General features: G+C 75.1%; 17 protein-coding genes. 7 read left to right on the top strand and 10 right to left on the bottom strand.

Translation table 11 applies throughout. The features are described 5' to 3' along the window. Positions 1-6: 6 nt before the first annotated feature. From rsmI to cynS, 3 genes are all read left to right on the top strand, one after another. On the top strand, positions 7-912 hold the full coding sequence (rsmI, locus tag GMA12_RS04705) for a 16S rRNA (cytidine(1402)-2'-O)-methyltransferase (RefSeq protein WP_370830379.1): 906 nt from the start codon (positions 7-9) through the stop codon (positions 910-912). 150 nt (positions 913-1062) lie between these two features. Further along, positions 1063-1905: a formate/nitrite transporter family protein gene (locus tag GMA12_RS04700; RefSeq protein WP_156267691.1), complete on the top strand. Its 843-nt coding sequence runs from the start codon at positions 1063-1065 to the stop codon at positions 1903-1905. Positions 1906-2187: 282 nt separating this feature from the next. Then, a complete protein-coding gene (cynS, locus tag GMA12_RS04695; protein ID WP_156267689.1) occupies positions 2188-2637 on the top strand; it encodes a cyanase in 450 nt (149 codons plus the stop codon). Positions 2638-2934: 297 nt separating this feature from the next. Here cynS and GMA12_RS18760 read toward each other — a convergent pair whose 3' ends face one another. Genes GMA12_RS18760 through GMA12_RS04670 form a run of 3 tightly spaced genes read right to left on the bottom strand, consistent with a single transcriptional unit; the run spans position 2935 to position 7765 of the window. Beyond that, on the bottom strand, positions 2935-5271 hold the full coding sequence (locus GMA12_RS18760; protein WP_156267687.1) for a transglutaminase TgpA family protein: 2337 nt from the start codon (positions 5269-5271) through the stop codon (positions 2935-2937). After that, positions 5268-6818 (bottom strand): DUF58 domain-containing protein, encoded by a 1551-nt coding sequence (locus GMA12_RS04675; RefSeq protein ID WP_240898605.1) that lies wholly within the window; start codon positions 6816-6818, stop codon positions 5268-5270. Before GMA12_RS04675 ends, GMA12_RS18760 begins: the two co-directional genes overlap by 4 nt. Continuing rightward, the gene (locus tag GMA12_RS04670; protein WP_156267685.1) at positions 6815-7765 is read right to left on the bottom strand and encodes an AAA family ATPase; all 951 of its coding nucleotides are present in this window, start codon (positions 7763-7765) and stop codon (positions 6815-6817) included. The genes GMA12_RS04675 and GMA12_RS04670 overlap by 4 nt, the downstream gene beginning before the upstream one ends. 121 nt (positions 7766-7886) lie before the next feature. Here GMA12_RS04670 and GMA12_RS04665 point away from each other — a divergent pair, with 121 nt between their 5' ends. The 4 genes from GMA12_RS04665 to GMA12_RS04650 all read left to right on the top strand — a co-directional run bounded on the left by GMA12_RS04665 (position 7887) and on the right by GMA12_RS04650 (position 12228). Next, a complete protein-coding gene (locus GMA12_RS04665; protein WP_162459478.1) occupies positions 7887-8900 on the top strand; it encodes a TatD family hydrolase in 1014 nt (337 codons plus the stop codon). A 293-nt stretch (positions 8901-9193) separates the two neighbouring features. After that, positions 9194-10096: a type IV toxin-antitoxin system AbiEi family antitoxin gene (locus GMA12_RS04660; RefSeq protein ID WP_156267683.1), complete on the top strand. Its 903-nt coding sequence runs from the start codon at positions 9194-9196 to the stop codon at positions 10094-10096. 285 nt (positions 10097-10381) lie between these two features. After that, positions 10382-11284, top strand: a complete 903-nt coding sequence (gene rsmA, locus GMA12_RS04655; protein ID WP_162459477.1) for a 16S rRNA (adenine(1518)-N(6)/adenine(1519)-N(6))-dimethyltransferase RsmA — start codon at positions 10382-10384, stop codon at positions 11282-11284. After that, the gene (locus GMA12_RS04650; protein WP_156267681.1) at positions 11281-12228 is read left to right on the top strand and encodes a 4-(cytidine 5'-diphospho)-2-C-methyl-D-erythritol kinase; all 948 of its coding nucleotides are present in this window, start codon (positions 11281-11283) and stop codon (positions 12226-12228) included. The genes rsmA and GMA12_RS04650 overlap by 4 nt, the downstream gene beginning before the upstream one ends. Before the next feature lie 285 nt (positions 12229-12513). Here GMA12_RS04650 and GMA12_RS19215 read toward each other — a convergent pair whose 3' ends face one another. The 7 genes from GMA12_RS19215 to GMA12_RS04615 form a co-directional block, all read right to left on the bottom strand. Next, positions 12514-13872 (bottom strand): GumC domain-containing protein, encoded by a 1359-nt coding sequence (locus GMA12_RS19215; protein ID WP_156267679.1) that lies wholly within the window; start codon positions 13870-13872, stop codon positions 12514-12516. Between the two features lie 168 nt (positions 13873-14040). Beyond that, a complete protein-coding gene (locus GMA12_RS19505; RefSeq protein ID WP_156267677.1) occupies positions 14041-15567 on the bottom strand; it encodes a lipopolysaccharide biosynthesis protein in 1527 nt (508 codons plus the stop codon). Continuing rightward, positions 15564-16838 carry an O-antigen ligase family protein gene (locus GMA12_RS04635; RefSeq protein ID WP_156267675.1) on the bottom strand — a complete coding sequence of 425 codons (1275 nt, stop codon included), beginning with the start codon at positions 16836-16838 and terminating at the stop codon, positions 15564-15566. Before GMA12_RS04635 ends, GMA12_RS19505 begins: the two co-directional genes overlap by 4 nt. A gap of 7 nt (positions 16839-16845) precedes the next feature. Continuing rightward, positions 16846-17811: a glycosyltransferase family 2 protein gene (locus tag GMA12_RS04630; RefSeq protein ID WP_156267673.1), complete on the bottom strand. Its 966-nt coding sequence runs from the start codon at positions 17809-17811 to the stop codon at positions 16846-16848. Next, positions 17801-18610 carry a CDP-alcohol phosphatidyltransferase family protein gene (locus GMA12_RS04625; protein WP_156267671.1) on the bottom strand — a complete coding sequence of 270 codons (810 nt, stop codon included), beginning with the start codon at positions 18608-18610 and terminating at the stop codon, positions 17801-17803. The genes GMA12_RS04630 and GMA12_RS04625 overlap by 11 nt, the downstream gene beginning before the upstream one ends. Further along, positions 18610-22137 carry a fibrinogen-like YCDxxxxGGGW domain-containing protein gene (locus tag GMA12_RS04620; RefSeq protein WP_156267669.1) on the bottom strand — a complete coding sequence of 1176 codons (3528 nt, stop codon included), beginning with the start codon at positions 22135-22137 and terminating at the stop codon, positions 18610-18612. The genes GMA12_RS04625 and GMA12_RS04620 overlap by 1 nt, the downstream gene beginning before the upstream one ends. Positions 22138-22170: 33 nt before the next feature. Beyond that, positions 22171-22884 (bottom strand): hypothetical protein, encoded by a 714-nt coding sequence (locus GMA12_RS04615; RefSeq protein WP_156267667.1) that lies wholly within the window; start codon positions 22882-22884, stop codon positions 22171-22173. Between the last annotated feature and the right edge of the window lie 92 nt (positions 22885-22976).

Genomic DNA, 22976 nt, shown 5'->3' with positions numbered 1-22976 from the left:
GGACCCGTGCACACCGAACCCCACGACGACGCCCCGACCGACGCCCCCGCCGACCCGGCCGGCGGCACCGCGGGCCCCGGGCGGGTCGTGCTGGCGGGCACCCCGATCGGCAACCTCGGGGACGCCCCGCCCCGGCTGCGGGAGGCCCTGGAGACGGCGGACGTGCTCGCCGTCGAGGACACCCGCAGGCTGCGCCGGCTCACCGCCGGCCTCGGCGTCACCACCCGCGGGCGGGTGCTGACCCACCACGAGCACAACGAGGCCGGGCGGGTCGCCGAGCTGCTCGGCGCCGTGCGCGCGGGGGCCACCGTGCTGGTCCTGTCCGACGCCGGGATGCCCACCGTCTCCGACCCGGGCTACCGGTTGGCCGAGGCCGCCGCGGCGGAAGGCCTGACGGTGACCGCCGTGCCCGGCCCCTCCGCGGTGCTCACGGCACTGGCCGTGTCCGGGCTGCCCACCGACCGGTTCACGTTCGAGGGCTTCCTGCCGCGCAAGTCCTCGGAGCGGGCCGCCCGCCTGGCCGAACTCGTCGGCGAGCGCCGCACCATGGTCTTCTACGAGGCCCCGCACCGGCTCGAGGTCATGCTGAGCGCGCTGCAGGAGGCGTTCGGGCCCGGGCGCCGGGCGGTCGTCGCCCGGGAGCTCACCAAGCTGCACGAGGAGGTCGTGCGGGGAACTCTCGCCGAGCTCCTCGACTGGTGCGCCGAGGGTCAGGTGCGCGGGGAGATCGCCGTCGTCGTCGCCGGCGCCCCGGCCCCCGAGGCGGCCCGCCCCGAGGACCTCGTGGCCGAGGTCGAGGCGCTGGTGACCGGAGGCGCCCGGCTCAAGGACGCCGCCGGGGAGGTCGCCGCGCGCTCCGGCGTGGGAAAGCGGGAGCTCTACGAGACGGTGCTGGCCGCCCGCAAGGGCTGAGGGCGGCGCCTCACCGCGGGGCCCGTCCCGGGTGCGCCCGAGTTGACCCGGTGGTGCCTGCACGGACACGGCGCGGAAACACGGCCCGCCCAGAATCGGGAAGAGCCGGGTCCCCGGCACCTCCCGTTCTTCCCGCATCGGAGCCATGCCATGTCCTACGTGCATCCCTCGGACTTCGTCACGAAGATGATCGACGCCGGTGAGGCGAAGGTCTTCATGTCCACCCGGGACACCCTGATCCGGGCGTTCATGGCCGGGGCCATCCTGGCCCTGGCCGCGGCGTTCGCCGTGACCGTCACCGTGCAGACCGGTCAGGCGGTGGTCGGGGCGCTGCTCTTCCCGGTCGGCTTCTGCCTGCTGTACCTGCTCGGCTTCGACCTGCTGACCGGGGTGTTCACGCTGGTGCCCCTGGCCCTGATCGACAAGCGCCCCGGCGTCACGGTGCGCTCGATGCTGCGCAACTGGGGGCTCGTCTTCCTCGGCAACTTCGCCGGGGCGTTCACCGTGGCCGTCATGATGGCGATCATCTTCACCTACGGCTTCTCCACCGCGCCCAGCGAGGTCGGCCAGGCCATCGGCTCGATCGGGGAGGGCCGCACGGTCGGCTACGCGGACTACGGCGCCGCCGGGATGCTGACGCTGTTCGTCCGGGCCGTGCTGTGCAACTGGATGGTCTCCACCGGTGTGGTCGCCGCGATGATGTCCACGAGCGTCTCCGGCAAGGTGATCGCCATGTGGATGCCCATCCTGCTGTTCTTCTACATGGGCTTCGAGCACTCGATCGTCAACATGTTCCTGTTCCCCTCCGGCCTGATCCTCGGCGGCAACTTCTCCGTCATGGACTACCTGGTGTGGAACGAGATCCCCACCGTGCTCGGCAACCTGGTGGGCGGCCTGACCTTCGTGGGGCTCACCCTCTACGCCACCCACGCCCGGACGGGCCTCACCCGCCCCCGCCCGGCGGCACAGGACGTGCCCGTCGCCGCGGAGTGACCCGCCGGCCGGCCGCGCCCGTCGGCCGTACCCGTCGGCAGCACCCGCAGATCCGGACCACCCGACGGACCCGCGGAGCCGCCCCTCAAGCGTCCCGCCGGCCGGCCGCGCCCGTCGGGCGTACCCGCAGACCTGGACCGCCCGACGGACCCGCCCCTGGAGCGTCCCGCCGGCCGGCCCCGAGTCGTCCGCACCGACCGCCCGACCGTCGTCCCGCCCGTCCGGCGTTCCGCACTTCCGCCCTTCCGTCCTTTTGCCCTGCCGTCGTTCCGAGGAGCACAGATGACCCCCATCATGACCAGATCCGACGCCGCCGAGCTCGTGGTCGCCGCCCGGGTGCGGCGCGGCCTGTCCTGGCACGAGATCGCCGAGCAGATCGGCGCCGCACCGGTGTGGACCACCGCCGCGCTGCTCGGGCAGCACCCGCTGAGCGCGGAACAGGCCGGGCGGGTCTGCGAGCTCCTCGGGCTGGACGGGACGGTGGCCGAGAGCCTGCAGCGGCAGCCGTCCCGCGGCGCCGACCCGGCACGGATGGCCGACCCCACCATCTACCGCTTCGCCGAGGCCCTGGCCGTCTACGGACCGGCCCTCAAGGAGCTCATCCACGAGGAGTTCGGGGACGGGATCATGAGCGCGATCAACTTCCGCGTCGACGTCTCCCGCCGCCCGGACCCGGACGGCGACCGCGTCGTGGTCACCTTCGACGGCAAGTTCCTCGACTACAAGTGGTGACCTCCGTCTCGCTCCCGCTGATGACGTCCCCTTGACCGCCGAGTCCCCACCCGCCGAGCTCCCACCCGCCGAGTCCCCACCCGCCGAGTCCCCACCCGCCGAGTCCCCACCCACCGAGCTCCCACCCGCCGAGTCCTCACCCGCCGAGTCCCCAAGGAGCTCTCGTTTCCCCATGATCACACCGGGGGACTCGCGAGTTCCTTGGGGACTCGGCGGGTGGGGCGTCCGAAGATTGGGGACTCGGCGGGCGGGGCGTCCGAAGATTGGGGACTCGGCGGGGCAGGCAGGGCGGGGCGATCAGTGCCGGCGACGCCACGTGGGCGGCAGCCAGCGGGCCCGCCGGGCACCGGGCCCTCCGCGCCCGGCCAGCGCAGCACGGACCACGGCGAGGTCGGCGGGGGCGGCCTCGGGGGACCACGGCGCCGCTGCCGGCGCGTAGAGGGCGTGCTCCACGTCCCGGCCCAGGCGGCCCAGCGCAGCGGCGGCCCCGGGCACGGTCGCCGCGACCCGGTCCACGAAGGCCCGTGGGGTCTCCGCGGCGGCCCGGCCCAGGCCGTGGTCGGCCGCGAGGTCCTCGAGCTCCGCCCAGGCTGCCGCCGCCCGGGCGTCCGCCGGGGCGCCGGCGTCCCCGAGCAGGCGCATCCGCCGTCGGCGCCGCCGGTCCCGCAGCAGACGGGGGAGGGCGGCGAGCAGGGCGAGCAGCGCCGCAGCCAGTCCTCCGGTGAGCCACACCAGCCAGCCGGCCGGTCCGGGATCGGCCTCGGGCGCGGGCGCCGGGGGAGGCCCGGGCGTCGGCACGGCGGTGGGAGCGGCCGAGGCCGCCCCGCTCTCCTCGGGCCCGGCCGTGCTCGCCGGGGTGGCACTGTCGGTCGGCGCGTCGGTGGGCTCGGTGGAGCCCTCTCCCTCCGTCGGATCCTCGTCGTCGTCGGCGGCGCCCTCGGCGGCGTAGCCGGGCACGTCCCCGGTGCCGGGGGTCGGCTCGAAGCGCACCCAGCCGGTGCCCTCGAACCACAGCTCCGGCCAGGCGTGGGCGTCGCGCGGCAGGACGGTGAAGGCGCCCCCGAAAGAGCCCTCGGCCGCGGTGGACGGTGGCAGGTAGCCCACCGCCACGCGGGCCGGGATGCCCAGCTCGCGCGCCATGACGGCCATCGCCGGGGCGAAGTGCCCGGCGTAGCCCGTGCGGGTGGCGAGGAACTGCTCGAGCGCGGCCATGCCGCCGGCGTCGTAGCCCTGGGCGGCCGGGGCGTCCACGTCGTAGCGGAACTCCTCCGAGCGCAGCCACTCCTGCAGGGCCAGCGCCTGGTCGAACGCGGTGGGGGCGTCCCCGGTCCGTTCCCGCGCGGCCTCGCGCAGGGCCGCCGGGGTGTCCTCGGGCAGCTCGAGGAACGGGGCCAGCGCCGGGGTCCGCGACGCGGCCGGCGCTTCGCGCAGCCGTGCGGACGTGGGCTCGGCAGCCGCCGCCCGCACCTCGTAGGCGGTGCCCTCGGGCGGGACGCGGTCCCCGTGCACGGTGCGGTGCTGAGGACTCACGGCCCAGTCGCCGGCGTCGAGTCCCGTGACGCCGACGGGCGCCCAGGGCAGGGGCAGCCAGCGCTCGGACCAGTCCTGCAGCCGCACGGCGGTGCTGCGCTCGCCGGTGTCGGGCCCGGCGGTGTCCGCGCCGAGGGCGTCGAGGCCGGGCTCCAGGCCGGTGCTGTCCGGGAACCACTCGGTCCCGGTGAAGTCGTCGAGCACGAGCACCCGCAGCAGTTCCGGCTCACCGGTGCTCGTGCTGTACTCCAGGCGCGGCCGCTGCTCCGCCGAGCGCAGGTCCAGCCCCACGGCCCGCAGCGGTCCCACTCCGGGAGCCCGGTCCCCGCCGGGCCCGCTGCCCTGGGGGAACGCGCCGTTGACGAAGCCCGGCACCACACCGGGCACGAGCAGGGTCACCGCCAGCGCCCCGGCGACCACCACCAGGGCCCGGGCCCAGGTGCCCGGGGCGGCGGCGGTGCGGGCCTCGCGGACCGCGCCGAAGCGGCGGGCTCCGGCGAGCAGCACCAGGGCGGCGAGCACGGCCGCCGCGGTCCCGGTCGGTCCGACGCTCTCGGGCAGGAGCAGGGCGGGCAGCACCAGCGGGGCCAGTACGCCCAGGGCGCTGACCCCGGGCAGGCGCAGCACCACGAGCACGGTGTCCACGAACAGGGTCACGAGGCCCGCGCCGAGGGCGGCGACGAACGCGAGCGCCGTCGTGTCCGGGTACGGGGCGGGCCGTTCCGCCGCGATCCCGGCGGCCTCCCGCCCGAGCTCTCCGGCCAGGGCGAGGCTGCCGGGGGTCGGGACGAAGCCCAGCAGCGCGGGCTCGCGCAGGAACAGCACCGTGAGCGCCAGCGCCAGGGCGCCCGCCCCGAACAGGGGCGCGAGCACGGACAGGCCCAGCACCCGGGACGTCGCGGTGGCGGCCAGCACGGCGAGCGCGGCCAGCAGGCAGCCGGGGACCCAGCCTGCGCCGTCGAGGACCGCGGCCGGCCCCACGAACGACAGCGCGACGGCCAGCAGCACCGTGCCGGCCAGGCCGAGCGCGGTGGCCACGCGGCGCCGGGGTGCAGGGGGCGTGCCGGGCGCGGCCGGGGCGCGCACGGGGGCGGCGGCGGTCACCGCAGTGCTCCGGCCGTGCGGGACCCGGTGCCCAGGTGCGCCCAGGCCTCCTCCGGGGCGGTGGCCGCGGTGACGACGACGACGGACCAGCCCGCCGCCTCGAGCACCGCCGCACCGTCCGGAACCCGGTCGGCGGCGGAGGCCACCAGCACCGCGCTGCCGGCGCCCGCCCGGTGCGTGCCGTGCAGGATCCGCTGCGCGCCCGCCCGGTCCAGGTCGCCGGAGACCAGCAGCACCGGGTGGACCAGGCCGTCGCGGTCGAACCGGTCGGCCAGACCGTCGTCGGCACCGGCACCGGCACCGGCTTCCGGGCGGGCGCCGGGCGCGGAGCCCGGCTCCGCGCTGCCGTCGCCGCCGAAGGCTCCGGCGATCCCGCGGCCGCTGTCGGGGCCGGCGCTGCCGCTGCCGCCGCGGTCGGCGCGCCCACCGCGGCCGCCGTGGGTGCCGGGGATGCCGCTGCTGCTGCGGCTGCCGGCCATTCTCCCGGGCACCGGCAGGGGCCGGACCCGGGCCAGTCCGTGCCGGGCGTCCTCGGCGGCGTCGTCGTCGATCGCCGTGACGCGCCCGCGGACCGCGGCGTCGTCGTCCTCCCCGCCCCGGGGCAGGGGACGGCCGCGGGTGTCCAGAGCGTGCACGGCGGTCTCGCGCTGCGTCAGGTGCTCGAGCACGGCGGCAGTGAAGGACACGGCCCACTCGAACTCGGCCGTGCTGGGGAGCACACCGGCCCACTGCCGCTCCCCGGGCCACGCCGTGTCGTCGAGGTCCAGGAGCAGACTGAGCCGCCGGATGCTGCGGGGGTCCTCCTGGCGCACCATGAGCGTGCCCTGCCTGGCGGAGGCGGCCCAGTGCACCCGGCGCACAGGGTCCCCGTGCCGGTACTCGCGCACGGTCACGTTGTCGGGGCCGGGCTGGGGCTGCGCGGTGCGGGCGGGGTCGGTGCCGGACTCGCGCAGCCGGTCGGCGCGGATCTCGGGCAGCTCCACGGGATCCGGGGCCACGTGCAGGGAGGTGCGCTCGGAGGCGTCGAGCAGCTCGGCGGCCAGGCCGAACGGGTCGGCGACCCGCACGGTGGCCGGACCCAGTGCGTACACCCCGCGCCGGCGCGGCCGGACGGTGTAGGCGGCCGGCTCCCCGCCGGCCTGCACGCTCAGCTCCCGGTCCCCGCCCAGGGGCTCCGGGACCCGCTCGTGCACGGCCACGGCGCCCGCGGCACCCGCGGCTCTGCCGGCGCGCCGGGACCGGTGCCGGACCCGCAGACGCACCACGGCCGAGTCCCCGGCCGTCACCAGCGCCGGGTCCACCCCGCGCTTGAGCAGCACGCGGGGCTTGACCAGGTACAGGGACAGGGCCGCGAACAGCGGGGCCCCGCCCAGGAACAGCGCCAGCGCCAGCACGTCCTTGCGGCCCAGCCAGGTGGCCAGCAGCAGGCACAGCGTCCCCGTCCCCAGGAATGCCCAGCCGCGGCCGGTGAACCGCGCGCGGGAGTCCACGGGCTGCTCCGCCCGCTCGCCGTCCTCCGTCCGCACCGTCTCCGGCCGGCGGCTCATCGGGCCCGGGAGGCCGGCTCGGCCGGGACGCGGACCTCGTCCAGGACCGCTCGCACCAGCTCCTCCGCGGAGTCGGTGCCGGCGCGGCGGTCCAGGATCAGCCGGTGCGCCAGGACGGGCACCGCGACCGCGCGGACGTCGTCGGGCAGGACGTACTCCCGCCCGGAGAGCGCGGCCTCCGCCCGGGCGGTGGCCTGCAGCTGGAGCAGCGCCCGGGGGCTCGCGCCCAGCCGGATCTGTGGGTGCGCGCGAGTGGCCTGGCCGAGCGCCACCACGTAGGCGCGCACGGCGTCCGAGACGTGGATCCCGCGCACGTGGGCGACCAGGCGGGCGGCGTCCTCGAGCGGGACGACCGGGCGCAGCCCCTCCAGGGGGGAGCCGCCGCCGTGGTCGGCGAGCATCGCCGTCTCCGCGGCGGTGTCCGGGTAGCCCATCGAGATCCGGGCGGTGAACCGGTCCCGCTGCGCCTCCGGCAGCGGGAAGGTCCCGTCCATCTCCACCGGGTTCTGCGTGGCGACCACCATGAACGGGGAGGACAGCCGATAGGTGGTGCCGTCCGCGGTGACCTGCCCCTCCGCCATGCACTCGAGCAGCGCGGACTGGGTCTTGGCCGAGGCCCGGTTGATCTCGTCGCCGATGACCACGTTGGCGAACACCGGGCCGGGCTTGAACTCGAACTCCCGCCGGGCCTGGTCGTAGACCGCCACCCCGGTGATGTCCGTGGGCAGCAGGTCCGGGGTGAACTGGATGCGCGCCACCGACCCGCCGATCGCCGAGGCCAGCGTGCGGGCCAGCATGGTCTTGCCCACCCCCGGCACGTCCTCCACGAGCAGGTGGCCCCCGGCCAGCAGCACGCTCAGGGCGGTGCGGGCCGCCTCGGGCTTGCCCTCGATCACCGTGTTGATCCGGTCCAGGACCGCCTGCGTGTACTGGGGGAAGGACTCCATGGGCTCCTCGGCTTCCTGCTCGGGCGTCTGCTCCCAGTATGTCTGTCCGGCCGCAGCTCGTAGATTGGTCGGTGCCCGCGTGTTTCCCGCCCCGTTCCCCGAGTCCCCCGAGGTGCCGCCCGTGACCGACCCCAACGCGACCCTGCTCACCGCCTCCCTGTGGCCCGACCCGGTGACCCGGCCCGAGCCCGCCGCCGGCGAGGCCCCCGCCGCCTACGCGCCCGAGCACTACGCCGTGCCCGAGGACGCCCCCGCCGGGGAGGGCACCCGGCGCCGCTCCGCCCAGGGCGACGACGGGCGCCGCCGCAACCTCGCCTATCCGCCGGCGCCGGAGCCGCTGCCGCACCCGGTGGTCGACAACCACACGCACCTGGACCTGCAGGACGGCCGGGTGCAGGTCTCGGTCCGCGACGCCGCGGACGCCGCCGCGCTGGCCGGGGTGGGCGGGCTCGTGCAGGTCGGCTGCGACGTGCCGTCCTCCCGCTTCGCCGTGGCCGCCGCCCAGGCCGACCCCCGGGTCCTCGCCGCGGTGGCCCTGCACCCCAACGAGGCGCCGAAGCTGGCCGCCGCCGGCACCCTCGACGAGGCGCTGGCTCAGATCCGCGCCCTGGGGGAGCACGACCGGGTGCGGGCCTTCGGCGAGACCGGCCTCGACTACTACCGCACCGAGGGGGAGGGCCGGGAGCACCAGAGGCGCTCCTTCCGGGAGCACATCCGCTTCGCGAAGGAGACCGGCAAGGCGCTGCAGATCCACGACCGGGACGCCCACGCCGACGTCGTCGCCGTCCTGCTCGAGGAGGGCGCCCCGGAGCGCACCGTCTTCCACTGCTTCTCCGGGGACGCGGAGCTCGCCCGGACCTGCAACGAGCACGGCTGGTACATGTCCTTCTCCGGCACCGTGACCTTCAAGAACAGCCACGACCTCAAGGCCGCGCTGCGCACCGCCCGCCCCGAGCTGGTGCTCGCCGAGACCGACGCCCCGTTCCTCACCCCGCACCCGTACCGGGGCCGGCCCAATGCCAGCTACGTGGTCAACTACACGGTCCGCGGCATGGCCGAGATCCTCGAGCAGGACCTGGAGCCGCTGTGCGAGCGGATCTGGTCGAACACGGCGGACGCCTACGGCCCCTTCTGACCCCCTGCGCCGTGCTCTGCTTGCGCCCTGCTCTCTCCCTCTCTCTGCCGGCTCCATCTCTGCCGCCCGCCCTGGCCACCCCCCCCCGCGCGCCGAGTCCCCCATCAGAGCGCCGAGTCCCCCATAGGGTCGCAGTTCCCCCCGATCATCCGGGGGGAACTGCGACGCTATGGGGGACTCGGGAGCAGTTCATGGCGGCTTCCCAGGTGCCGGGCCCGACGTCGTCGCGCCGGCGTGTCCACATCGAGCGGTCGAGGCCCCCTGCAGCAGGTTGATCCTGCTATTCCCGAGGCATGAGCGAACTGCAGAGCACAGCGGACCTCCTCGATACCGGCCTGAGCAACCATGAGATCCGCCGCCGGATCCGCACCGGGAAGCTTCAGCGGGTGCATCCCGGATACTTCATCGCCGCGGACCGGCTCCCGAGCCTGACCCCGGAGCAGCAGATGCTGCTGAAGCACCGGGCCTTCGCGCGGGCGGCACATACCGTTCCGGTGTTCTGCCTGGCATCGGCGGCCGTGGTGCACGGACTCGGACTGCGGCGGGTGCCCTCGCGGATCCACACCGTCTCACCGCCCGGGCACGGCACTCACCACGGGTACGACGGCGTCGTCCGCCATCAGACAAGGCTGTCGACGGCGGACGTGGTGGTCGTGGACGGGCTGCGAACCACCTCTGCGGAACGGACACTGCTGGACTGCGCACGGCTGCTGCCGTTCAGCGATGCCGTGGTGCTCGCGGACCAGGCGCACCTGCTGGGAGTCTCCCGGACTCGGTTGGAGTCGCTGCTCTCCGAGTGGGCCGGGCAGCGCGGAGTTCGGCGTGCGAGATCGGTGCTGACGGTCATGGATCCGCGCTCGGAGTCCGTCGGTGAGACGCTCACCCGGTTGATGCTGATGGAGTACTCGCTGCCCATGCCCGAGCTGCAGTGGGTCATCGACGGCCGCAGCGGGTCCTACCGCGCCGACTTCGCCTGGCCGGAGCACCGCCTGGTGCTCGAGTTCGACGGGGAGACCAAGTACGCCGGCGCAACGACCATCCACTCCATACTCCGGGACGAACGACGCCGCGAGACCGAGATCCAGGAACTCGGCTGGACGGTGATCAGGGTGGGGTGGCACGACGTCGTGCGCCGTCCCGCGGCGACCGTCGCCCGGATCGAGACGGCTCTCCGCCGGGGGAAGGGCGCCCGCTGACCCCTCTGTCCTCGCTTCTCGGCCGCGCACCTGCTGCCGCAACCTGTGCCCTACTGCGACGCCCTCTTGCTGTCATCTCCTGTGGCCATGCCACCCGCCCGCAATTCCCCGTCCTCATCCGTTCAGCACACCCGCCGCGCAGTGCGAGTCCCCCATGTGCTCGCAATTCCCCCAGGACGATCCGGGGGAATTGCGAGCACATGGGGGACTCGGCGCTGGAGGAGGGGACTCGGCGGGGCGGGGGCGGGGAGCGGGGAGGGACGGGGCGGCCGATACGATGTCCCGGTGACAGAATCCACCCCGCCAGGACCCGCCGCCCGCCCCCTGCTCGGGCCCGCGGAGATCCGTGCGCTCGCGGAGCAGCTGGGCATCCGGCCGACCAAGACGCTCGGGCAGAACTTCGTGATCGACCCCAACACGATCCGGCGGATCATCGCCGCCGCACGGCTGGGCGAGCACGAGACGGTGCTGGAGGTGGGACCGGGCCTGGGCTCGCTCACCCTCGGGCTGCTCGACGCCGCGGAGCAGGTGGTGGCCGTGGAGATCGACCCGCCGCTGGCCGCGCAGCTGCCCCTGACCGTGGAACGCTTCCGCCCGGAGCGGGCCGACCGGCTGCACGTGCTCGAGCAGGACGCCCTGCGCGTCCTGGAGCTCCCGGCAGAGCCCACCGCCCTGGTGGCGAACCTGCCCTACAACGTGGCGGTCCCGGTGCTGCTGCACCTGCTGGCCCGGTTCCCCTCGATCCGCCACGGGCTGGTCATGGTGCAGGAGGAGGTGGCGGACCGGCTCGCCGCGCCGCCGGGGTCCAAGGTCTACGGCGTGCCGTCGGTCAAGGCCGCCTGGTACGCCGAGGTCACGAAGGCGGGGACGATCGGCAAGAACGTGTTCTGGCCGGCCCCGCAGATCGCCTCCGGGCTGGTGCGCTTCGTGCGCCGCGAGCAGCCGGTGGCGGAGGTGGACCGGGAGCTGGTCTTCGCCGCCGTGGACGCGGCGTTCGCCCAGCGGCGCAAGACCCTGCGCGCCGCGCTCGCCGGCTGGGCCGGCTCCGCCTCGGCGGCCGGGGAGCTGCTCGAGGCCGCCGGGATCGACCCGGGGCAGCGCGGCGAGAAACTGGACGTGACCGCCTTCGCCCGGATCGCCCAGGCCGGGGCCGCCGCCGGGCTCACCGCCGGAGCGCGCGGCGCATGAGCACGATGATGCTCACGGAGCAGGCCCAGGCCCCCGGCAAGGTCAACCTCTTCTTCGCCGCCGGCCCGCCGCGCCCGGACGGGTACCACGACGTGGCCAGCCTGTACTGCGCGGTCGGCACGACCGAGACCGTGACCGCCACGCTCACCGCGGGGACCGGGATCACCGTGGGCGTCGCCGCGGTCCCGGGCTCGCTCGTTGCCCAGCAGATCGCCCTCGGCAGCTTCCACCTCGACGCGGTCCCCACCGACGACTCCAACCTGGTGGTCCGCGCCGCCCGCGCCGTGCTCGGACACCTGCCCGCGCTGCCCGGCGGGCTCCATCTGCAGATCGACAAGGCCGTGCCCGTGGCCGGCGGCATGGGCGGGGGCTCCGCCGACGCCGCCGCAGCACTCGTCGCCGTGAACCGGCTCGCCGCCCGTGCCGGCGGCGTCCCCGGGCTCGACGACGACGCCCTGCTGCGGCTCGCGGCCGGTCTCGGCGCGGACGTGCCCTTCGCCCTCATGGGGGGCGCCGCGGTGGGCACCGGCACGGGCGCCCGGTTGCGGCCTGCGAGGGTCGGCGCGCCCCTGCACCTGGTGCTGGTGGCCGCCGAGGCGGGCCTGTCCACGCCGGCCGTCTACGCCGAGCTGGACCGGCTGCGCGCGCCCGAGGACGTGCCGGCGCCCGAGCTGCCGGAGGGGCTCGAGGACGCCCTGGCGGCCGGGGCGCCGGAGGAGCTGGCACCGCTGCTGGCCAACGACCTCCAGCCCGCCGCCCTCTCCCTGGCCTCCCAGCTGGCGCCCGTCCTGGCCGCAGGCGCGGCGGACGGTGCCCTGGCCAGCTTCGTGTCCGGCTCCGGGCCCACCGTGGCCCATCTGATGGCGGACGCGGCCGCGGCCGAGGACCTGGCCGCACGGCTCCGGGACGAGGGAGCGCCCGCTCTCGCGGTGCGGGCTCCCTGACCCCTCACGATCTTCACGTCCCGCAGCGGAGGCAGCTGACGGCGGGCGCGGATCCGGCCGTACGGCTCCGGGGCCAGGGGGCGCCGGCTCTGGCGGTGCGGGCTCCCTGACCCCTGGCGATCTTCACGTCCCGCAGCGGAAGCAGCTGACGGCGGGCGCGGATCCGGCGGCACGGCTCAGGGGCCGGGGAGCGCCCGCTCTCGCGGTGCGGTCTCCCCGGCCCCTGGCTTCCGGCCGCCGGCGCCGGATGCCGGCCTCCCGGGTCCGGGTGGCGCCGGCGGACGCTCAGCGGTGCTGCGGCGGGGCGTCCTGGGCCGGCGCCGGGGCGGCGGCGGGACGGGCCTGGCGCTGCACCACGTAGGCGGGGACCACGGCTGCGCCGCGGCCGCTGAGCCGCTCGAAGCGCTCGCGGAACCGGCGCAGCCGGCCCCGGGGCTCCACGGCCAGGACCACGCCGTCGACCCGGTCGGTCAGGGCGGCCAGCTGGGCGGCACCGGTCCGCGGCGGGACCGTGGCCACGTACAGCGAGGGCGTGGCGCTGTCCATGTCCAGCCAGCCGGCGGCCAGCGGGCCCACGGGCTCGGCGAGCGTGTCGACGTCGACGACCTCCACGGTGCCGCCCCACGAGGAGACGACCGCGTCCAGGGCCTGCACGACCACCGCGGACTGACCGGGCAGCGCCGAGTGGACGGCGATCCGGGAGCCGGGCCGCGGCACGGCGCGGTCCTCGTCCTGGGAGAGGCGGCGCAGCAGCTCGAGGGCGCCGTCCTCGTCGTCCTCGGAGCGCAGCACCACGACGGCCGAGCCGGTCGCGTCGGCGAGCCGGTCGGGCCGGCGGACGCTGCGGTCGGACCGCTCCCGCACCGCGCCGGCGAGGGCGCCGAGCACCAGACCGCCGACGAGGCCGCCGGTGATGAACAGCATCAGGCCGGCCGAGGAGGGCGCCTGCGGCGGCGTGGCCTCGCTGATCACCCGGCCGGGCGTCGGGGCGATGAGGGCCAGGGCGGTGCGCTGCTCGCGCAGCTGCCGCAGGCTGGAGGAGTCCTCGTTGGTCCGCTCGAGCCCGGCGATGGACTCGTCGATGCGCTTGAGCGTGTCGTCGGCGGTGGTCTGCACGTCCTCGCCGCGGTCGGCGAGGTAGGCGGTGGCCAGGGCGTTGGCCCGCTCGGCGGCCAGGTTCGGGTCCTGGGCGTCCACGGTCACCCGCAGCACCTGGGTGTCGTCCGGGGCGGTGGTCGAGAGGTTCTCGAGCAGCTCCTCGGCCAGCGCGGGGTCGGCCTCCTCGAGGGGGACGTCCTGGAGCAGGGCGGCGGCCCGCAGCGTGATCCGCTGCGAGGCCATCGTGGCCATCTCCGTCTGCATCTCCACCTCCTCGAAGCCGGCGTCCCCGGTGAGGGGGTTCACCGCGCTCGGGGTGACGGTCATGGAGGCGGTCGCCTGGTAGGTCGGCGGCCACAGCAGACCCGCGACCAGGGCGGCGGTGAGCACGAGCAGCCAGGTCGTGAGGATCGTGGGCCACCGGCGCAGGACGCGGCGCCAGGCCGGCGTCGGGTCCACCGGCTCCGGGCGGCGCGGCCGGGGCCGGGCGGTGTCGTACTGGGTGCGGCGCCGCTCGGCGCCGACTGCGTTGATGGTGTCACTCATGTGGATTCCCCCCTGGTGGATCGCGGGTCGGCTCGGCAGGAGCGGTCGTGGTCGGCCTCCGCCCCCCGGCGGATCGCCGACCCCGGCCTCGGGATGCGCTGCCGGGTCCAGCCCGGCCGGCGGCGTCCTGATCCGATGTCGATCGATTTGAATGTTACAGATGCAAACTCAGCGGGACCACAGCAGCGGCCGGGAGGCCCGTGGTCTCTTCGGGCCACACTCGGCGGCCTCCGTCCCCCGGACGGCCGACCGCTGTCGCAGCACGAGCACCGCCGCGGCGACGGCCACGAGCACGCCGGTCAGCCCGAGGTGGACGAGCAGCCCGGTGGTGCCCGGACCGAGGGCGGCGCGCACGACGAGCCCGCTCCCGCCGCTGAGCAGCGCGGCGGCCGCGGCGATCGTGCCCACCACGGACCAGCGCGGCGAGATGCCCAGCAGCCGCACGCACTGGAACAGGGCCAGCCCGGTGTCGGTGAGCACCGACGCCGCCCACGCCGTGGCCGCGCCCACGAGCCCCCACTGCGGGATCAGCCACAGGTTGAGCGCCACGGCCACGGCCAGCGCGGTGGACTTGTTCATCAGCTGCCACCGGCTGCGCCCGGCCATCAGCAGCAGCGACTGCACCCCGCCGGCCGAGACGGCCAGCAGCATGGCGGAGGCGATGACGAGCATCGCGGGGTAGCCGGACTCGAAGCCGTCGCCGAAGAACGCGAGCACCCCGGGCCCGAACAGCAGCAGGGTCAGGTAGAAGGGCCAGGCCCCCGCCACGAGCACCGCCGTGGTGCGGGTGAACACGGAGCGGGCGGCGGCGAGGTCGTCGACGGCCAGGGCGGCGCTGATGGACGGGCCGGTGACGATGCGCGCCGTGTGGTCGAGCATGGCCCCGACCCGGATGCACCGGTTGACCACGCCGTAGACGCCCGCCGCGGCGGGGCCCAGGAACGCGGCCACGAGCAGCACGTCCAGCCACTCCAGCAGCGCCTCGACCACCGCGGTGACCCCGCGGGCGGAGGAGAAGGACCAGAACGCCCGCCGCTGCGTGCCGGTGTCCGGCGGGGGAGCGGCCCCCGGCTCGTCGCGCAGGTCCCGGACGATCCGGTGCAGCAGCACGAGGGCGAGCACGCTCACCACGGCCACCGGCACCGTCCACGCCGCCGTCAGCGCGAGCAGCCCGCCGCCGGCGACGACGACGCCGAGGACCCCGAGCACCCGCAGCGACGGCAGCACCACGTTCTGCAGGAAGGAGAAGGTCGGCACCCGGTGCAGCCCGCGCAGGGCGCCGAAGGCGAGGTTGAGTGCGGCCCCCAGCACCAGGAAGGGCGCCGCCAGCAGGACCGCGGGCCCGATCCCGTCGGGCAGAACCCCCGGGGCGAGGGCGAGCACGACCGCCGTGGCGGCCACCCCGGCGGCGAGCACGAGCACCGGCCGGCCGGCGATCCGCAGCACCGCGGGCACCGCCGAGCCCTGGCCCCGGGCGGTGAGGGCGGGCACGGACCGGACCAGCCCGGTGTCGGCGCCGAAGGTGGACAGGGTCGTGGCGATCGCCAGCACGGCCACCACCTGGAAGAACTGACCCGCCGCCGCCGCTCCGGAGGCGTTGGAGACCACCAGCGTGGCGGCGAAGGCCAGCCCCGCCCCGGTGACCACGAAGGCGAAGGTCAGGGTGCCCGAGCGCGCCAGCCGCTGCGGGGTCACAGCCCCTCCCCGTAGCGCCGGGAGCGCAGCAGCACGGCCAGGCTCAGGCTGATCAGGATGAACTGCACCGCGTCCAGGCCGTAGTAGGTGAAGAACAGGCACGCGGCCACGGGTGCGGAGTGCACGAGCAGCCCGGTCGTGGAGCGCACCCGCAGCGTCGCCAGCGTGGTCCCGTGCAGGTAGGCCACGAACAGGCCCAGGCCCACGAACCCGTAGCAGAACATCAGGGTCCAGACGTAGCCCTGGGTGCCCATCTCGATGCCGACGGTCTCGTCGTAGAGCGGGGCCCCGTAGCCCAGCAGCGGGGAGTCCAGGGTGGCCAGGAACGTGTCCCGGTAGAGGTCGGACCGGGTCCCCGTGCTGTCGCTGTACTGCTGCCGGCCCAGGATCCGCTCGACGGCGCCGCTGGCCACGAGCCACGCCCCGACGGCGGCCACGGCCGCGGTCCCGGCCAGCGCCACCCCGATCCGGCCCCGCAGGACCATCCGGACCATCACGTAGCCGAGGGCCACCGCGATGCCGAGGAACATGCCGCGGTTGGTCGTGGCCACGGCCGGGGCGAGCGAGGCCAGCAGCCCGGCGACGATCAGCAGGTGCCGGGCGCGGAACCGGACGGTGGTGAGGTAGGCCAGCACCAGCGGCGTGAGCAGCACGAACCCGGAGCCCCACCCGTTGGTGTACGGGAACGGGGCGGCCGGCCGGTTGTAGGGCTCCGGTGCGCCCCAGGGCAGCTGCACCTCCGCCAGGGGCGGGAAGAAGTAGTTCTGCACCAGCGCGTTGGAGGTGATCCCCTCCGGCAGCAGCAGGCCGATCGGGGTGGTCAGCCGGGCCTCGGGGATCACGAAGGTCAGCAGGCCGAGCCCCACGAGCGTGGCCCACGCGGCCACGGCCGCCCGGAGGAACCGCCGGGAGTCCAGGGTCTCCCGGGCGTTCCAGTAGTAGACGACGTAGACCAGCGCGGCGAAGATGTTCACCCAGCGCAGCGCGAAGCCCATCCAGGAGCCGAACCCCTCGATCTGCACCGAGCTGGCGGCCATCCAGAGCAGGAACACGCCGAGCACCCACGCCGGCCACGGGACCGTGACGCCGTGGCGGAGCACGAGCAGGAAGAGCATGGCCACCGCGAGCAGGGCCGGGGCGAACTGCAGCGCCCCGGAGGCCCAGATCAGCGGTAGCCCCCAGAACAGGGCCAGCAGCGGCCAGGCGGGCAGGGCGCCGGTGGTGCGGCGGACCGGGGCCGGCCGCACCACCGCGGGAATCGACAGCGCCACGGCCGGCTCACACTCCCCGGCCGAAGAAGGACACCGCGTTCTGCAGCCGCTCGGCGCTGACCGCGCCCGTCGACACGGCCAGGGCGCCCCACGCCCGCAGCTGCCCGCGGTCCCGGCGCAGCGCGGCCCGCGCCCACCGCACCGCCGCCCGGCGGTCGCCGCGGGCGGCGTGGGCGAAGGCCACCTGCCCGGCCATCAGGGCCGTGCCCTGCGCGGAGGTCTCGAACTCGGGGAACTTGCGCAGCATGTAGGTCAGCGCGTCGGCCATGTCCCCCCACTGCTGGCGGAAGAAGGACGGCCGGTCCCAGCGCACGGTCAGCACGGTCTCGGGCACGGAGTGCACCGGGGCGTGCCGGGCCAGGCGCAGCAGCAGGTCGTAGTCCTCGCCGTAGGAGGAGGGCAGGTCCTCGTCGACCAGGCCCACGGGCCCGTAGAGGTCGGCGCGGCGGCAGATCAGCGCGGAGGGGTGGATCTCCATCATCCGGTCGGCGAGCAGCTCCTCGAAGGTGGCCACGGCCTGCGGGACGCGCCGGATGGTGCGCTCGTGGGAGACGATGTGGATCGCCCCGGCGATCGCGGAGGCCTCCGGGTGCCGGTTCCAGTGCGCGACCTGGCGGGTGAGCTTGCGCGGGGCCCAGACGTCGTCGTCGTCGCAGAAGGCGATGATCTCCCCGGTGGCGGCGTGGATGCCGGTGTTGCGGGCGCCCACCAGTCCTGGGCTGCGGGTGTTGGGCACGGTGCGCAGGTCCACCCCGGCCGGCACGGCGACGTCCGTCAGGGGGTCCACCTCCACGCGGTCGAAGACGACGACGACCTGCAGCGGGCCGGCGTAGTCCTGCTCGACGATCGCGCGGACCGCCTCGCGCAGCATCTGCGGCCGCCCGGCGGTGGCGATCAGGACGGACACGGACGGGGTCTCGGAGCGGAACCCGGCGGCGGTGGTCGCGGCCGGGGCGAGGACGTCAGCGGACATGGGAGGTGCTCCTGTCGGTCGGGTGGACGCCGGCGGCGTCCGGGGTGGTGTCGGCAGGCCGGGAGGTCAGGCCCAGGTACTTGCGCCGCATGGAGACCGCGCTGATCGCCGCGAGGGCGGCCAGCAGGATCGCGTAGGCGGGCAGGAAGAGCGCGGGGACCCCCCAGAGGAGGAAGATCCAGCAGGTGACCCCCGCGTCGGTGGGCAGGTTGAGGAAGGAGCGCAGCGCCCCGCCGGACGGCGGGCCGGCCAGGCCGCCCGTGCGCCGCAGTTGCTCGGCGAGGATCTGGCTCATGAACTGGCCCACCTCCACGAGCACGAACAGGGCCGCGAGGACCGCCACCGCCGCGGCCGGGAACGCCTCGGGCCGCGGGTGCAGCAGGGCGGCGGCCGCCACGGCCAGGTGGATCGCCGGGGTGCGGATCGAGTCGACCACGTGGTCCAGCCACTCCCCGGCCGGCGAGCCGGTCCCGGTGAGCCGGGCCACCTGCCCGTCGGCGGAGTCCAGCACGTACCCAGCGGCGAGCAGAACGGCGACGACGACGCCGGTGGCCGCCGCCGGCGGGGCCGCCACGAGCACGGCCAGCCCCGCCGCGGAGAGGACCGCGCTGAGGGCGGTCACCCCGTTGGGGGTCAGGCCGGCCGCGGCGGCCCGGGCGGCGGCGTAGCGGGCCAGCGGCCGGTTGACCCACCGGGTGTAGGCCGGGACCCCCTGGCCGGGCTTCTGCGCCGCGCGCAGCCCGGCCAGGGCCTCCGGGTAGCTCGGGCGGCGCCGTGGGGCGCCGGTGACGGAGCTCATCAGGCGTCCTTCGGCTGGGGCTTGAGCTCCAGGTCGAAGGTGGCGTCGGTGGTGCTCGTCCAGTTGGAGTGCACCTCCGCGGCGATCACGTTCTTGCCGGTACGCAGCGCCGAGGCGGGGATCGTCACCACGACCGGGTCGGCCAGCGCGGTGGCGGTCCGGCGCGGCGCCAGGGCGTAGGTCCCCGAGCTCAGCGTGCCGTCCGGGAGGTTGTTGCGGACCACCTCCTTGCCGTTGACGTAGACCGCCACCGCGTCGTCGGCGCGGGTGGTGAGCGTCAGGTCCCCGAGCGTCGAGGCGTCGGCCACGTCCACCGTGCGGCGGTAGTAGGTGGTCAGCGGGCGGGTGCCCTCGGCCACCAGCGTGGTCTTCACCGAGGCGTCGCCCCAGCCGAGCACGGCCGAGCCCTGCTTCCAGGCGGTGTCGTCGAAGGCGGTGCCGGCCCAGTCGGCCGCCGGGGGGTTCGCCCGGTCGTGGTGGTAGCGCCAGGCCGAGCCCGCGGCGACCAGGGCGCCTGGGGCGGCCGGCTCCTCGGCCGGGGGGTCCTCCGGGGCGGGAGGCTCCTCGGCCGGGGGCTCCGGCTGTGTTCCGGTGGTGACCACGGCGGAGAGGTCGAACGTGGCGTCGGTGGTGCTCGTCCAGTTGGAGTGCACTTCGGCGGAGATCACGTTCTTGCCCGTCCGCAGCGCCGACCCGGGGACCTCGACCACGACCGGGTCGGCCACCGCGGCGGCGGTCCGGCGCGGGGCCAGGGCGTAGGTGCCCGGCGTGAGGGTGCCCTCGGGGAGGTTGGAACGGGTGACCTCCTTGCCGTTGACGTAGATCGCCACGGCGTCGTCGGCGCGGGTGGTGAGCGTCAGCTTGGCCACCTTGGAGGCGTCGGCCACGTCCACGGTCTTCCGGTAGTAGGTGGTCAGCGGGCGGGTGCCGTCGGCCACCAGCGTGGTCTTCACCGAGGCGTCGCCCCAGCCGAGCACTGCGGAGCCCTGCTTCCAGGCGGTGTCGACGAACGCGGTACCGGCCCAGTCCGCGGCGGGCGGATTGGCGCGGTCGTGGTGGTACTTCCACGTGGCGCCCTCGGCGATCAGGGTGCTGGTGCCGGGCTCCGGCTGCGGCTCGGGCTGCGGCTCGGGAGCCGGTGCGGTGCCGGCCAGGACCACCGGGGTGGAGGCGGAGACGTTGCCGGCCGCGTCGGCCGCGCGCACCGCGTAGCGGGCGCCGTCCACGTGGGCGACCTTGAGGCTCGTGCCCGTGACGGTGCCGATCGGCCGGTCGTTGCGCAGCACCTGGTAGCTCACCCCGGACTCGGGGGCCGCCGTCCAGGTGAGGGCGTCGGAGGTCCCGTCCCGGCCGACCTTCAGGCCCGAGGGCGCGGCCGGGGCCTTGGCGTCGCGCGGGGCGAAGCGGAGGAAGCCGCCGGACCACTGCGCGGCGCCGGTGGAGGAGACGCTGCGGTTGATGTCCCCGCCGGTCCACAGGACGCCGTTGCTGTCGATCAGCGCGGCCCAGATGCCCCAGCCGCCGAAGCCCTTGATCTCGGGGTTGAAGCCGGGCTGGTATCGCCCGCTCTGTGCGTCCCACGCGCCGATCGCGTTGATCCGGTCCGCGACGATCTTGGGCTGGGTGGCCGTGTTCGCCTTGATCCACTTGGTGGCGCCGGCGTTGTACCAGTTGAAGCAGTGGCACGCGCCGAACACCGTGTCGTCGGTCGAGGTGATCGCCTGGATGTCGCCGCCCTGGGAGGTGATGCCCTCGGAGGTGCGCTGGAAGGTGGAGCGGTCGTAGCCGAACATCGAGTGCTCGGCGCCGCCGGCCCACACGGTCGAGCCCTGCTCCCGTACGGCGAGCTGGAACCCGTCCTGGCCCGGGTTGGCGTAGTCGACGGGGATGGACGGCTCCCAGGTCCAGGGGTCCAGCGCCGCGCCGGCGCTGGTGCGCACCGCGGCGAGCCGGAACGCCGAGGCGCTGCGGGACTGGTTGAAGTAGCCGGCCGCGTAGAGCCGGTCGCCCTTCGGGGAGGCGTCCACGCTGGTCACGGTGCCGTTGAACTCGGGGTTCCAGGAGGCGTCCGGGGTGCGTGTGGAGATCTTCACCCGGGCGCCGGCGCGGGCGTAGACCCGGCCCGTCTCCTGGCCGCCGCTCAAGTGGGTGAAGGCTCCGCCCAGGTAGAGCCAGTCGCCCTGCACATCGAGGGTGCGGACCTGCAGGACACCGCCGGTCAGCAGGTTCTCCACCTTGAGGTTCCACGCGGTGTCCACCTTGCCGGTGGTCGCGTCGAGCACCACGAAGCCGGGGGCGCTGACGCCGTTGACGGTGCTGAAGCGCCCGCCCACGGCCAGCCGGTTGTTCGGCAGCTCGGCGAGCGACTTGACCTGGCCGTTGAAGACGGGACGGAAGTCGGTGCGCAGCTCACCGGTGTTGACGTCGAAGGCCGCAAGGTAGGACTGGGCCACACGCCCGGTGCCGGCCGCGTCGCGCTGCATGGCTTTGAAGTTGCCGCCGGTGAAGACCGAGTTCCCGATCTGCTCGAGGGCCTGCACCTCCGTGTTCATCTCCTCGCCCTGGCCGTCGGCGCGCTCCACGGCGCCCCACTTGGTGGGCATGGCGCCGCTGTTGGGCAGGGCCCGCTGGGCGATCGCAGGGGTGCCGGCGTCCGGGATGGCCTTGCCGGTGAAGGCCTGCTGGGTCACCTTGGGCCGCAGGTAGACCTGGGTGAAGGGCATGGCGCCCTTGCCGCCCGTGGCCGGTGACCAGAGGTAGGTGGTCGAGGTGTTGCTGCCGACCACCTCGTCGCCGTAGCGGAAGCCGCGCTGCCAGCTGGTCTCGACCACGTCGGCGAAGCGCAGACGGGCCGTGCCGGTGGTGCCGATGTCGTTCGTGGTGCCGCCGGTCCCGGAGGCCACGCCCGTGCCGTAGCGGAAGGACCAGGAGGTCACCGGGGTGCGGGAGCCGAACGTCCAGTTCCAGTAGGGCTTGGCCGTCACCTTGACCCGCCCCTCCTGCCAGGTGGTGCCCGCGGCGTCGCGGGCGCGGCGCAGCCGGATTCCGTCGTCGAGGGAGTCGGGGCGCTGGCCGTTGAGCAGGTCGTCGACCGTCTCGGAGGACAGCTGCTTGGGCGCGAAGGCCGCGGTGCCCGTCACGGTGGAGGAGACGTCCTTGGGCGTGCCCACGCCCTGGTAGTACTCCTTCCAGTCGTTGCGGCCGCGGCCCACCAGGACCCAGCCGCCGCCGTCGGTCACCTGGTCGCAGTAGAACTGCTCGGGGGCGGTCATGGCCGGGGTGACCAGCCAGTAGACGCCGGAGGCGGACTTGGGGTCCTTCTGCTTGATCTCCCAACAGGAGGCGGCGGCCGTGGCCGCGGACTTCCCGTCCACCGGCGGCGTCTCGGCGGCGCCCACCGGGGCGAAGGTCAGCAGGGTCGCGGCGACGGCCATCACGGTGCCGATGCTCAGGGTCGCCCGGGTGCGGGCCGTGCGCGCCCGGCGCCGGCCCCGGTCCGCCCGGGACGAAGTGTTCGTGTTTCCCATGGTGTGGTTCCTCAACAGGTTCGTGCGGACGGGTCAGCAGGTCGGGTCGTCGGGGAAGCCGTGCTGGACGACTTGCCAGGACTCACCCGGTTGGCGGAAGAGGTCGTAGTTGTGCAGGGCCTTCCGGCCCTTCTGCTCGCCGCTGACGACCACTCCGTCACGGTCCACGACGCTGACTCCGGAGCTGTCCAGGCAGACCGTCACGCGCACGGCCTCGCCCTCATCCGTGGGCAGCGGGGCGGAGACGGGCTTGCCCACGACGACGGGCGTCCCGCGCTGCTCCCAGCCCTGGTGCTCGAACTCGGCCAGGGACGCGATGATCTCCTGCAGCGCGGCGCCGGCGGCGGACTCCTCGGCCGCCGCGACGGCGGCCGGGTCGAGCTCGGCGGGCTCCTCCCCGGCGTCCAGCTCGGCGGAGGACTGCGGGTTGCCCGGGTCCTCCGCGACCGGTTCCTCCGACGGCACGAAGGCCTCCTGGACCTCGAGCGCCGCCTCGATCTGCTCGACCTCCGGCGCGTCGGCGGCCACGGCGGCGGCCGAGGGCAGGTCCTTGGCGCGGACCTCCTGCGGCGTCTCCAGCTCCACCACGGACCGGGCCTGCAGGCTCTCCTCCGCCGAGTTGCCGGTGGCCCCGGCGGCGGCGCAGCCGGACAGGAGCCCGGCGAGCAGCAACCCGCCCAGCAGCCGGTGCGCGGTATGGACGGTGGGACCTCGGGTGCTCGATGGGCACGACGGGTCAAGGATCATGTCAGTTCCCCCCAGATCTGAGCTCCGGCACGGTTCGGCCGGCGCCGTTCGTGATCCTCCGCGAGCTGTTCGGTCGAGGGACCCCCGCGGTG

It is taken from the genome of Kocuria sediminis, from assembly GCF_009735315.1.
GTDB lineage: Bacteria > Actinomycetota > Actinomycetes > Actinomycetales > Micrococcaceae > Kocuria > Kocuria turfanensis.
The sequence above is the reverse complement of the archived record's forward strand: the minus strand, read 5'-3'. Positions and strand labels throughout refer to the sequence as shown.